The organism is Acinetobacter indicus CIP 110367 (assembly GCF_000488255.1).
In the GTDB taxonomy this organism is placed as follows: domain Bacteria; phylum Pseudomonadota; class Gammaproteobacteria; order Pseudomonadales; family Moraxellaceae; genus Acinetobacter; species Acinetobacter indicus.
Window position 1 is genome coordinate 149,609 of record NZ_KI530757.1, and the last position, 13,147, is coordinate 162,755.

The 13,147-nt window shown below is 50.2% G+C and carries 10 protein-coding genes; 4 read left to right on the forward strand and 6 right to left on the reverse strand.

Features of this window, described 5'->3' with window-relative positions; all coding sequences use genetic code 11:
- Nucleotides 1-13 precede the first annotated feature (13 nt).
- Complete coding sequence (gene dapB / locus P253_RS13625; RefSeq protein WP_016658892.1) at nt 14-835, reverse strand: 4-hydroxy-tetrahydrodipicolinate reductase; 822 nt, start codon at nt 833-835, stop codon at nt 14-16.
- A 248-nt stretch (nt 836-1,083) separates the two neighbouring features.
- On the opposite strand from dapB, the gene P253_RS13630 reads away from it, so the two are divergent.
- Complete coding sequence (locus tag P253_RS13630; RefSeq protein WP_016658893.1) at nt 1,084-1,356, forward strand: hypothetical protein; 273 nt, start codon at nt 1,084-1,086, stop codon at nt 1,354-1,356.
- A gap of 85 nt (nt 1,357-1,441) precedes the next feature.
- Here P253_RS13630 and dnaJ read toward each other — a convergent pair whose 3' ends face one another.
- From dnaJ to P253_RS13650, 4 genes are all read right to left on the reverse strand, one after another.
- A complete protein-coding gene (dnaJ, locus tag P253_RS13635) occupies nt 1,442-2,551 on the reverse strand; it encodes a molecular chaperone DnaJ (protein ID WP_016658894.1) in 1,110 nt (369 codons plus the stop codon).
- A gap of 106 nt (nt 2,552-2,657) precedes the next feature.
- Nucleotides 2,658-3,035, reverse strand: a complete 378-nt coding sequence (locus P253_RS13640; protein WP_005181203.1) for a hypothetical protein — start codon at nt 3,033-3,035, stop codon at nt 2,658-2,660.
- Nucleotides 3,036-3,166: 131 nt separating this feature from the next.
- A complete protein-coding gene (locus P253_RS13645) occupies nt 3,167-6,313 on the reverse strand; it encodes an efflux RND transporter permease subunit (RefSeq protein WP_016658895.1) in 3,147 nt (1,048 codons plus the stop codon).
- A 2-nt stretch (nt 6,314-6,315) separates the two neighbouring features.
- Nucleotides 6,316-7,416 carry an efflux RND transporter periplasmic adaptor subunit gene (locus tag P253_RS13650; RefSeq protein ID WP_016658896.1) on the reverse strand — a complete coding sequence of 367 codons (1,101 nt, stop codon included), beginning with the start codon at nt 7,414-7,416 and terminating at the stop codon, nt 6,316-6,318.
- A 153-nt stretch (nt 7,417-7,569) separates the two neighbouring features.
- On the opposite strand from P253_RS13650, the gene P253_RS13655 reads away from it, so the two are divergent.
- The 3 genes from P253_RS13655 to P253_RS13665 all read left to right on the forward strand — a co-directional run bounded on the left by P253_RS13655 (nt 7,570) and on the right by P253_RS13665 (nt 12,615).
- Nucleotides 7,570-8,181: a TetR/AcrR family transcriptional regulator gene (locus P253_RS13655; RefSeq protein WP_016658897.1), complete on the forward strand. Its 612-nt coding sequence runs from the start codon at nt 7,570-7,572 to the stop codon at nt 8,179-8,181.
- 139 nt (nt 8,182-8,320) lie between these two features.
- On the forward strand, nt 8,321-11,005 hold the full coding sequence (ppc, locus tag P253_RS13660) for a phosphoenolpyruvate carboxylase (RefSeq protein WP_016658898.1): 2,685 nt from the start codon (nt 8,321-8,323) through the stop codon (nt 11,003-11,005).
- Between the two features lie 299 nt (nt 11,006-11,304).
- Nucleotides 11,305-12,615 carry a solute carrier family 23 protein gene (locus P253_RS13665; protein WP_016658899.1) on the forward strand — a complete coding sequence of 437 codons (1,311 nt, stop codon included), beginning with the start codon at nt 11,305-11,307 and terminating at the stop codon, nt 12,613-12,615.
- Nucleotides 12,616-12,858: 243 nt separating this feature from the next.
- On the opposite strand, the gene P253_RS15920 is transcribed toward P253_RS13665, so the two are convergent.
- On the reverse strand, nt 12,859-13,035 hold the full coding sequence (locus P253_RS15920; RefSeq protein WP_005181183.1) for a hypothetical protein: 177 nt from the start codon (nt 13,033-13,035) through the stop codon (nt 12,859-12,861).
- Nucleotides 13,036-13,147 lie beyond the last annotated feature (112 nt).

Below are 13,147 nucleotides of genomic sequence, written 5' to 3' on the forward strand. Positions count from 1 at the left end.
TTTTACAGCGGTTTTAAACTTGAATATCGTTAAAACCCAAGACATCTTTCATGTCATATTTACGCGCATCACGACCGACGACCCAGGCAGCAGCACGCACGGCACCGGCAGCAAAGTTCATCCGGTTGGTGGCTTTGTGGGTAATTTCTACGCGCTCGCCTTCACCAATAAACATGGCGGTGTGTTCACCGACAATATCGCCGCCACGAATGGTCTGGAAACCAATGCTTTGACGCTCACGCGGACCGGTATGTCCTTCACGATGATAGACCGCATCTTTTTTCAGGTCACGGCCCAGGGTTTCTGCAATTGCTTCACCCATCATTAAAGCAGTACCTGATGGCGCATCGACTTTATGACGATGGTGCGCTTCAATCACTTCAATATCTACCGTATCGCCAAATACTTTAGAAGCAAGTTCTAAAAGCTTAATTGAAACATTCACACCCACTGAATAGTTGGCTGCATACACCACCGGAGTTTGTGTTGCCGATTCATCCAGATAGGCTTTTTGTTCATCATTCATGCCGGTGGTGCCAATCACAATTGCCACGCCTGCTTCACGACAGATTTTCAGATGGTTTACAGTAGCTGCCGGTGCAGTAAAGTCGATGACCACGTCACACTGCTTTACCACCTCTTCCAGACTGCCGACCACTTTTACACCCAGGCTACCAATGCCCGCAAGCTCGCCTGCATCTGCACCGATTAAGCTACTTTCCGGACGTTCCACCGCAGCTGCAAGTTGATAACCGGCCTGCTCAACGGCTTGAATAAGGATGCGTCCCATACGGCCACCGGCACCTAGTACACCAATGCGTGGAGTTGCTGACATAACATATTCCTGATGTTGATTCGAAATTGTCCTTACTATATCAAAACTCCCTGCCCAGACTAAGCCGGCAGTCTAAAAAAGCCAAAAAAAACTAAAATGGCTCAACCGTAACTTGTAAACCCGGTAATTTAAAAATAGAAATTGAAAAGAAAGTTCTGATTTCTCGCGTTTTTTCACAAAAGTGCAAAATTGCTACAGCAGACTAGCCGTCACGAATGAATAGAATAGAGATTATAAGGAGATCAAGCATGCATTCGAAACAACTGGGGATGGCAGTGTGTATGGGGCTACTGATGAGCTCGGCTTGGGCAGAACCACCATTACAACCGGGTGATACCTTGGAAAGCCTGTCTCAGGTCCGCATTACCACCACTTTACAGCCAGCAGTATCGGCAGAAGAAGCAGCACAAGTGGCGTTAATTGATGCAATTGAAGAAGAACAAAGCGAACAGAGCACCGAGATGGCTGTATCTCAGGACGATGCGCTGGTGGCAGAAATTGACCCGGTGGAAGGGGTTTAATTTTTATTCGCCATAAAAAAGGGAGATGATGTTCACCTCCCTTTGTGTTTGAGCGCGCTGTTTAAACTGGCTTAGTTAAACTGAATTAGTCAAACAGGCGGTCAAAGAATGATTTTTTCTTTGGTGACGAATTGTTGTTATCGCCATCCAGCGTCGCTTGCAGTTCTTTCAGTAATTCACGCTGACGCGAAGTCAGGTTCACCGGGGTTTCTACCACAATACGGCACAGCAGATCGCCGACCATGCTGGTACGTACCGGTTTTACGCCTTTACCGCGCAGACGGAACAGTTTACCGGTTTGGGTGCCTTCCGGAATTTTCAGGCTCACCCGGCCATCCAGCGTCGGAATTTCAATTTCTTTACCGAGGGCAGCATCAGCAATTGAAACCGGCACATCCATATACAGATCGGCACCATCACGCTGGAAGATTTCATGCTCGCGCACCACCACTTCTACGTACAGGTCACCGGCCTGGCCATCACGGATCGCTTCACCTTTACCGGTTAAACGTACCCGGTCGCCAGTGTCGACACCGGCTGGAATGGTAACTTCCAGAGTCTGCTGACGGTCAGACACACCTGAACCATGACATTTGTTACATGGGTTCTTGATGATTTTGCCCTGGCCACGACAGGTGCTACAGGTCTGCTGCACCGAGAAGAAACCTTGCTGCATGCGCACCTGACCGGCACCATGACAGGTTTTACAGGTTTCGACATCATTTGGATTTTGTGAACCTTTACCATCACAGGCATCACACGGTGCAGGTGCGGTAAAGCTGATGGTTTTTTTCACCCCTTTAACCGCTTCTTCCAGGGTCAGTTCCATCACATAGCGCAGGTCCGAACCACGGCGCGCACGTTGCTGACGGCCACCGCCCCCAAAGGCACCCCCAAAAATATCGCCGAACTGGCTAAAGATATCTTCAGCACTAAAGCCGCCGCCGAAGCCGCCACCGCCCATGCCGCCTTCAAAGGCCTGATGGCCCATACGGTCGTACATGCTGCGTTTTTCGCTGTCCGACAGCACCTCATAGGCTTCTGAAGCTTCTTTAAATTTTTCTTCAGCTTCCGGGTTATCTGGGTTACGGTCCGGATGATATTTCATCGCCAACTTACGGTAGGCTTTTTTAATTTCATCATCACTAGCGGTTTTAGCAACACCCAAAACCTCATAATAATCACGTTTAGCCATGTCTGGCGATGCTCCTCACGGAATTTTATTTAAGACTCAACTGAGGTCTGAAATTGGGGTTTATCCCAGATTTACAAGGGCAGGCAGCGAAAAAAATTTAGGCTGCTTAAAACACCGCCTTGTTTTTCATGAATTTACTTAAGCCTTTGATCCAGGCATTGAGTAAATATAAGAAGGCAATGGCGCTAAACACCACACCGGCAATGGTGGTCGCAGTGACCCAGGTGGCATCATTCCAGGCATAGAAAAATAACGGAATAAACCACAGGGCAGCAAATACCGCCAAAATGGAGTAGATCATGACATTGCGCATGACCCAGAGTGCCTGGGCCTGTAACCAGACTTCGGTCTGATCGACCATCACCACTTTACGGGCCAGCCAGTAGGCAAAAATGGCGCTAATTAAGGTAAACAGGGCGAAAAACATGAAGACGTAAGAAAGAGCAATCGAACGACGTAACTTGGCTAAGCTATCTTGCTGCATGTGTGCTTCAACCCCATTTACTGCATGTTTGGTTTTATAATATGCAGTAAATTTACCTATTGAAAATTGTAAAAATGAAGGTGCTACTATATTGAAATTTTCAAGCTTTCGCACCTTATATTGACACAAAATCAGGCCATATTCTGATTTTTTTTCACTTTAAACCACTGCGCATACAGGGCCGGCAAAAAGAATAAAGTGAGCAGGGTCGCAATAATCAATCCACCCATGATGGCCACCGCCATCGGGCCAAAGAAAATACTGCGCGACAGCGGAATCATGGCCAGCACGGCGGCCAGTGCAGTCAGCACAATTGGACGGCAGCGGCGCACCGTGGCATTGATAATCGCATCCCATGGCGCTTCACCAGCCTGAATATCTTGCTCGATCTGGTCAATCAGAATCAGCGAGTTACGCATGATCATCCCCGACAGCGCAATGGTGCCGAGCATGGCCACAAAACCAAAAGGTTTATTGAACAGTAGCAGGAACAGCACCACTCCAATAATGCCAAGCGGCGCGGTTAAAAACACGATACAGGCCCGTGACATACTTTTTAGCTGCAGCATCAACAGGGTAAACACCACCGCCAAAAACAGCGGCATACCGGCATTGACTGAGCTTTGCCCACGCGCCGATTCTTCTACCGTCCCGCCGACTTCTAACAGATAGCCATTTGGCAACTGGCTGCGAATCTGCTGTAAGGGTTCGCTTAGCTCCCCCACCACCGTGGCCGGTTGTAAACCGCTGCTGATGTCAGCCCGTACGGTAATGGTCGGTAAACGGTTACGGTGCCAGATCAGGCCTTCTTCAAAACGGTATTCAATCTGGGCAATCTGGGCCAGCGGTACACTGCTGCCCTGTGCGGTTGGCACTGCCAGGCTGCTGAGCGAACCAACATCGACCCGCTCGGCTGCATCACCGCGCAGGCGGATTTCAATCAGTTCACGTTTTTCCCGGTACTGGTCAATTGCGCTGCCGAGAATGGAACTGTTGAGGAAATTAGCCAGATCAACACTGCTGACGCCCATTTGTCGCGCCCGGTCCTGATCAATCTGTAGATGAATCACCTTGCTTGGCTCACCCCAGTCCAGATGCACATTGGTGGTGTTTGGATTGTCATCGACCTGAGCTGCGACCTGCTGCGCCCATTGCCGTACCTGAGCCAGATCTTCACCGGAGACCCTGAACTGGAGTGGATAGCCAACCGGCGGACCATTTTCCAGCAGCGACACCCGGGTACGCGCTTCCGGCAATAATTTACGAATCTGCTCATCCAGCGAACGGCGAATTTCATCCCGGTCTTCTAGCGATGAAGCCAGCACCACAAACTGGGCAAAACTGGTTTGCGGTAACTGCTGATCGAGCGGCAAATAAAAACGCGGCGAGCCAGTGCCGACATAGGCCACATAGTTATCAATCCCCTCCTGCTTGGCCAGGAACTGCTCGACCTTTTGTACTGCGGCTTCAGTGGCTGTTAACGAAGCGCCTTCTTCAAGTTTCAGATCGACCAGAATTTCGGCCCGGTTTGAGGGTGGGAAAAACTGCTGCGGTACCAGCTTGAACATCAAAATCGACAGTACAAAGATGCCTACCGTAGCGGCAATCACGGTTTTGCGATAGGTCACACAAGTATCGACCCAGCGGCGAAAGCCCTGATAAAAACGGGTCTGATACGGATCATGCTGCTCACCGGCATGATGTACCACAGGCGCTGGAGCGGGCTGCTTGCGTAAGCGTGCCCAAAGCCGCTGATACCAGCTGGCCTGTTGTGGCTGCTGATTAAAATCGGGCAGCAGTTTATCACCCAGATACGGCACAAACAGCACCGCGGCAAACCAGGACACCACCAAGGCAATCGTCACCACCTGGAAGATGGAGCGGGTGTATTCGCCGGTACTGGACGCGGCCGTGGCAATCGGTAAAAAGCCGGCCGCGGTAATCAGGGTGCCGGTCAGCATTGGAAAAGCCGTGGTTTTCCAGGTAAAACCAGCCGCCTGAAGCCGGCTATAGCCCTGCTCCATTTTAATGGCCATCATTTCTACCGCAATAATGGCATCATCCACCAGCAGGCCCAGCGCCAGAATCAGGGCACCGAGGGAAATCTTGTGCAGGCCGACATCAAACAGGTTCATGCCGGCAAAGGTCATTGCCAGCACCAGCGGAATCGAAAAAGCCACCACCAGACCGGTACGAAACCCGAGCGAGAAAAAGCTGACCAACAGCACAATAATCACCGCCTCGGCCAGTACCTTCATAAATTCATTAACACTGTGCTTGACCGCCACCGGCTGATCCGAGACTTTTTGCAGCTGCATGCCCAGTGGCAAGGTCTGCTGTAGGCGCTGGAATTCGCTGGCCAGATTTTCACCCAGCGCCAGAATGTCACCGCCTTTACGCATAGACACGGCAATGCCAATCCCGTTTTCGCCCATAAAACGCATTCGTGGCTGGGCCGGATCGCTAAAACCACGGTAAATCTCCGCGACATCACCCAGCTGAATGGTGGTGCCATTGACCAGTAGCGGCATCTGCTGCAAGGCTTCAACACTGTTCAGCTGGCCGCTAACCCGGACCTGAATCCGGTCGGTTTCGGTTTCAAAAAAACCGGCACTGGCCATGCTGTTCTGCTGCTGCAACGCCTGCTGGATGGCGGTAACTGGAATACCGAGCTGGGCCGCTTTGGTATTGGACAGTTCAATCCAGATTTTCTGGTCTTGCAGGCCAATCAGTTCGACCTTGCTGACATCCTTGACCCGTTGCAATTGTAGCTGCAGGCGGTCGGCATATTCTTTTAAGGTGGCATAGTCAAAATCTTCGCCGGTCAGCACATAAATATTGCCGAAGGTATCGCCAAATTCATCGTTAAAAAACGGCCCCTGCACGCCTTGGGGCAGTTCATGCCGGATATCATTGATTTTCTTGCGTACCGTATACCAGATATCCGGAATTTGCCCGGAACGCAGCGAATCTTTGGCAATAAAGGTCACCATTGATTCCCCCGGACGCGAATAAGCCAGAATCCGCTCGTACTGCCCGGTAGTCATCAGCTCTTTTTCAATCCGGTCGGTGACCTGCAAGGAGACTTCCTTGGCGGTGGCACCAGGCCAATAGGTCTGCACCACCATTACCTTAAAGGTAAACGGCGGGTCTTCACTCTGCGACAGCTTGGAATAGGAATACATGCCGATAATGCCGAGCAGCAACATGAAATACAGAATCAGGCCCTTGTTTTTTAAGGCCCATTCCGACAGGTTAAAGTTTAGCGGTGCGCTCATGCTTAACCCCCTGCCTGAATCTTGACGGCACGGTTTTCCCGGTCAATCGGATGAATTTTTTGCTGGTCGCGCAGCAGATGCACCCCACCCACCACCACATAGTCCGTTGGCTTTAGACCACTCAGCACCGGTACGCTGTCACGGCCATAGGCGCCCAGCTGCACATCTACTTTACGTAGCTGATGATTGGCGCCTACCACCAGGACATAGGCCTGCTGGCCATTGGCCGAGATGCTGGACAGTGGCACGGTCAACTGCTGCTGTGCATTGCCATTTAAAAACACCCGCGCACTTTGTCCCAGCTGAATCGCCGGATTGGCAGCACGTAGCGCCACCTTGACACTAAAAGTACGTGACTGATCGGCCGCCGGTGAAATCTCCCGCACATAGGCTTCAAAGCGCTGATCCGGCTGTGACCACAAGGTGACTGTGGCCGGCTGACCGACTTTAATCTGGCTCATGGCCTGCTCCGGCACGCCAATCACCACTTCACGTTCACCGGAAATTGCCAGCTGATACGCCGCCTGACCGGCTGCCACCACCTGCCCCACTTCAATATTGCGTGCGGTAATCACCCCGTTTTTATTGGCCACCAGCCGGTTATAGACGGTCTGGTTCTGCGCCACCGCATAATTGGACTGCGCCTGTTTCAGTGCTGCCACAGCAGATTTGTACTGATTATCGATGGCATCGTATTGCGAGCGGCTAACCGCATTCATTGGCAACAGCTGCTGAAAACGTTGCAATTCATCTTGGGCAATTTTGGCGGCCGACTGGGCACTGTCGAGCTGGGCGCGCGCTGCATTCAGCTGTAACTGGGCATCTTTAACATCTAAACGTGCCAGCACCTGCCCGACCTTGACCTGATCGCCCACATCAACATAGCGTTCCACCACCTGACCGCCCACCCGAAAGGCCAACGCGGTCTGCTGACGCGCCTGCACCTCTCCGGCATAGCTTTTTTGTGCCTGATGACTGGAGGTGGGCTGGGCCACCATCACATAGGGAATATTCTGTTCAGTGCTGGCGCTGTCCTTGCTGCAACCGACCAGGGTGCTACACACCAGGATCAGGCTGAGAACTACCGTGTTAATCGTGCTCATGCGGTTGACTCTTATTTGTCAGATGTTTTTCAGGCAAAATAGCAATATATTAAAAATGATCAATTTTTAATTAATATACCGATCAGTACATTAATTGCAAGAAACAGCAAAATACAATGACTGTTTTTATTTTATTTAGGATATTTTCAGCAAATGAACGTCGGACGTCCCAAAGATCTCGAAAAACGCCAGCGCATTCTGGAATCGGCTAAATCCTTGTTTTTAAAGCAGGGCTATCATGGTTCGAGCATGAATGAAATTGCCCGCGATGCCGGCGTGACCAAACTGACGGTCTATAACCATTTTCAGGACAAGGCCACCTTGTTCACCTGTGCCATTGAAGATACCTGTGAAGCCCTGATCATGGCGCGTCCGCCGCAACTATGTGCCGACAGCAATTTCCAGCAGGCGCTGGCGCAGCTATGTGCGCTGTCTCTGGAAATTGTCTATTTACCGGAAGCCATCAAGCTGGAATATCTGCTGCTCGATTTGGCCTCACAGCAAAGTCCGCTGTTACAGCAGTTTTATCAGGCCTCGCATCAAAAGCTGAACCAGGTCTGGCAGCATTTTTTCCAGCAGGCCATTGCGTTAGATTTCATCCCCAACAGACCGCTAGAACAGTTAATCCAGTTGATGCTGTCGTTGTTGCTCGGTCAGCGCCATCATGAAATTTTGCTCGGCATCCGCCCGATTCCGACCGCCGAGGAACAGCAGCAGCTGATCCAGTCCAGTATCCAGCTGTTCCTGCAGGTCATCTCCGAGTGACCGGCTGCCTAAGCCTTGAACAAAACCGGCTTTTTTGCAGCGCTTCCGGATAAAAATTATCCAACTTTCGCCTTATCCTGGCTTGGATTGTCACGAATTCCGGGTATAGTCAAAACAGGAACTCTGGAGAGGGAAAAAAATGATTCAACAAATTGCTGCTCCATTACGCGAAGATGTGCGTCTGCTGGGAAATTTACTGGGCGATACCCTGAAACAGCACGCCGGACAAGATTTGTTTAATCAGGTCGAACAAATTCGTGCGCTGGCCAAAGGCGCCCGTGATGGCCAGATTGAAGCAGAAAAACAACTCGAACAACTACTGTCCAGTCTGGAAGATGAAGAAATTCTGCCACTGACCCGTGCCTTTACCCACTTTTTAAATTTTGCCAATATTGCCGAGCAATATCATGTGGTGCGTAGCCGCCGCCAGAGCGAATTTGATGATAGCGCGCCCTCCCCGAATCCACTCGATCATCTGTTTCAAAAATTCCAGCAGCACGATATTTCTGCCGAGACCTTGTTCCAGCAAATTTGTGAACTGAATATTGAACTGGTCTTAACCGCACATCCGACCGAAGTCAGCCGCCGCACCCTCATTCAGAAATATGATGGCATCAATGCCTGCCTGTCGGCTTTTGACCAGCAGAAACTGACCCCGCGTGAACGTCAAGCGGTACTGGAAGAGCTGAAACAGCTGATCAGCTCGGCCTGGCAGACCGATGAAATTCGTCAGCATCGTCCAACGCCGATTGATGAAGCCAAATGGGGCTTTACCACCATTGAACAGACGCTGTGGAATGCTGTGCCTAAATTTATCCGGGAACTGGACAGTATGGTGCAGGCCCAGTGTGGCCAGCAGCTGCCGCTGGAAATTGCACCGCTGCGCTTTGCCTCCTGGATGGGCGGTGACCGCGATGGCAACCCGAATGTGACCCATCAGGTGACCCAGGAAGTGCTGTGGCTCTCGCGCTGGAAAGCCGCCGATTTGTACCTGCGCGATATTGAAGATTTGCGCTGGGAACTGTCGATCCAGCAATGCAGTCCGGAGCTGCTGGCTGCCATTGGTACGCCGCATCCTGAACCGTATCGTGAATATTTACGTGAGACGCGCCAGCGTTTGACCGCCACCCGTGACTGGCTGGCGCAAAAGCTGCAAGGACTTGATGCCGATGACAGCCAGGTGATCAAAAGCAAACAGGAACTGCTGACTCCGCTATTGCTGTGTCACCGCTCGTTAATGGCCTGCAACATGCCGGAAATTGCCAATGGCAAGCTGCTGGATTTCATCCGCCGGGTCAACTGTTTCGGGATTGAACTGCTCAAGCTGGACATCCGTCAGGAATCTGGTCGCCATCGTCAGGCCATTTCGGCAATTACCGAATATCTTGGTCTGGGCAATTTTGAAACCTGGACCGAACAGGCGCGGCAGAATTTCCTGCTACAGGAACTGCAAAGCAAACGTCCGCTGTTGCCTAAATACCTACAGGAACCAAAACAGAGCCTGATTGAACATCCGGATGTGCAGGAAGTATTTGCCACCATGCGGACTCTGGCCGAACAGCCATCGGAATCACTGGGTGCCTATATTATTTCCATGGCCGAATATCCAAGTGATGTGCTAGCGGTGTTATTGCTGCAAAAAGAAGCCGGTATTCAAACGCCGCTACGCGTGGTGCCGCTGTTTGAAACCCTGAAAGATCTGGACGGCGCAGCCGACACCATGCACACCCTGTTTAGTATGCACTGGTACAAGCAGCATATTCAGGGCAAACATGAGGTGATGATTGGCTATTCCGACTCGGCCAAAGATGCCGGCTTTATGTCGGCCAACTGGGCCCAGTATCGTGCCCAGGAAGAACTGACTGCTGTGGCGCAGCAGCACGGGGTTCAGCTAACCCTGTTCCATGGCCGTGGCGGTTCTATCAGCCGTGGCGGCGCACCGACCCAGCAAGCCCTGTTCTCACAACCACCAGGTTCAATTTCTGGGGCGATTCGCGTCACCGAACAGGGCGAAATGATCCGCTTCAAGTTTGGTCTGGAAGAAATTGCCTTACAGAATCTGGAAATCTATACCGCCGCGACGCTGGAAGCGACCTTGCTGCCACCGCCGGTACCCAAACAGGAATGGCGCCAGTTAATGCACAGCATGACTGACCTGTCGGTGCAGGTCTATCGCCAGACTGTACGGGAAAATCCGCATTTTGTGAAATATCTGCGTACCGTGACCCCGGAACTGGAGCTGCAAATGCTGCCGCTTGGTTCACGTCCGGCCAAGCGTAAAGTCAGCGGCGGCATTGAATCGCTACGTGCCATTCCCTGGGTGTTTGCCTGGACCCAGATCCGTCTGATGCTACCGGCCTGGCTGGGCACCGGTGCGGCCATTAACCAGGTGATTGCCCAGGACCAGCAGGCACTGCTGGAAGAAATGCTGCGCGAATGGCCCTATTTCCAGACCTTGGTGGATATGCTGGAGATGGTTCTGTCCAAGGCCGATGGGCATATTGCACTCTACTATGAGGCACATCTGACTGAAGATGAAGAACTGAAAGCCTTGGGCGCCGAGCTGCGTCAACGCCTGAAAGATGCGGTCCAGACCTTGCTGGCGCTAAAAGGTGAGTCACAGCTACTCAGCAGCAATGATGTACTGGATCAGTCGATGAAAGTACGTAAACCGTATTTACTGCCGCTGCATCTGCTGCAGGCCGAATTGATGAAACGTCGTCGCCAGTATCTCAACAGCCAGCAGGCCGAGCATAGTCCGGTAGATCATGCCTTAATGGTCACCATTGCCGGTATTGCTGCCGGATTACGCAACACCGGCTAAGTCAAATTGGCAAAAACATACAGCACATGTTCTGCATGTGCTGTATTTTTAAGCAGTCATAAAGCTGTCATTTCTTTTTTTATGAATAAAATAATTATTATTTATACATTCCGTCCAGCCAAAGTCGATGAATTAATCTACTGATTTCATACTATTTTTATATTAAAAAATTTTTACCCTGCGGTAAAAAACAAAGCAAAGTCATAGAATTAATTTGAACAAAAATTTTGTATCTCCGATTAAATCTTTTAAAAAACAGGAGTATGATTGGCACAATTTGTCTTTAGAGTGCTCAAAATATGTCCAATTGGTTTCCCAAATGGCGCCCGTATCAAGGCAATATCGATGCACGTCCTGTAGGTACCAATGAGTATCTTCCACCTGCGCAAACTGTGGTTCTGGGGGTTCAGCACGCGTTTGCCATGTTTGGTGCGACGGTACTTGCGCCTTTCCTGATGGGCTTTGACCCGAACCTGGCCATTCTGATGTCCGGGATCTGTACCATCCTGTTCTTTATTATGACCGGTGGTCGCGTTCCAAGTTATTTAGGTTCCAGCTTTGCCTTTATTGGGGTGGTGATTGCTGCGACCGGTTATGCTGCATCCGGCACGGGTGGACCCAACCCGAATATTGCGGTGGCAGCCGGCGGGATTATTGCCTGCGGTATTTTATATGCCCTGCTCGGCTTTCTGGTCATGGCCACCGGTACGCGCTGGATTGAAAAATTAATGCCACCTGTGGTCACTGGTGCAGTGGTGATGATCATTGGTCTGAACCTGGCCCCAGTCACCGTCAAAGGTGTAGCCGGTAATCCATTTAATATGTGGATGGCGCTGGTTACAGTGCTGTGTATGGGTTCAATTGCGGTATTTACCAAAGGACTGTTACAGCGCCTGTTGCTCCTGGTGGGTCTGCTGCTGGCCTATCTGGTTTACTTTATTGTCAGTAATGTCATGGGTTATGGCACGCCAATTAACTTTGCCCCAATCCAGCAGGCAGCATGGTTTGGCCTGCCAACCTTCCATGGTCCGGAATTTGAAGTCAATGCCATGCTGATCATTGCCCCGGTAGCGCTGATTCTGGTGGCAGAAAACCTCGGTCATATTAAAGCGGTGAGTGCCATGACCGGTGAAAACCTGGACCCGCATATTGGTAAAGCCTTTGTTGCCGATGGTGTAGCCACGACTTTAGCCGGTGGTGTCGGTGCGCCGGGCATGACCACCTATGGTGAAAATATTGGCGTGATGGCGGTAACACGTGTCTACTCGACCATTATTTTTGCAGTTGCCGGTGTGTTTGCCATTTTCCTTGGTTTATCGCCTAAGTTTGGTGCCATTATTCATACCATTCCAAGCGCGATTTTAACCGGTGCTTCAATTGTGGTGTTTGGTCTGATTACCATTGCCGGAGCAAAAATCTGGATTGAAAACAAAGTCGACTTCTCGAAAAACAAAAACCTGATGGTGGCGGCAGTGACCATTATTTTAGGTACCGGTGACTTTGCCCTGCAATTCGGCAGCTTTAACCTGGGGGGTATTGGGACAGCGACCTTTGCCGCACTGTTATTGAACCTGTTCTTTAGCCTGGGCGAAAAATCAGAAAAAGTATAACTGCCCTGACTAATATACAAAAAAACCGAAGCCGGTATGATCAGTACCGGCTTCGGTTTTTTTATCTAAAACCTAAACGCTAGCAGTCAGGTTTCAAGGCAAAATTAAATTATTTTTGCTTTTTCAGGGCTTTTTGCAGCTGTTTCAATTTGCCCTGATGTTTTGAAATCTTTTTCAAACGTGCTTTGATTTTTTGCTTTAACGATTTAACTTGCTTCGCCATGGTATTACTCCCTAGTAAGGCTATTCGCGCTTGTGCTGTTTCACAAAGCTACGAATAAATTTTCTTAATTCACGAGCAGCACTAGTATCCAGTTCTTCACACAGATGAATAAATTCATCGCGTTCAGCACTATTAATACGAATTAAAAGTTGTCCATCTTTTTTGCCTGTCTTTATTTTTTTGATTTGCTCGCTCATTGCTTCACTCCAAAATAAAGACGCTTTAACAAAAAGATGTATATACAATATATATACATTTTCAATTAAGTCAAATCTATCGTGTTAAAATATGTAATAAAATCAATAAATT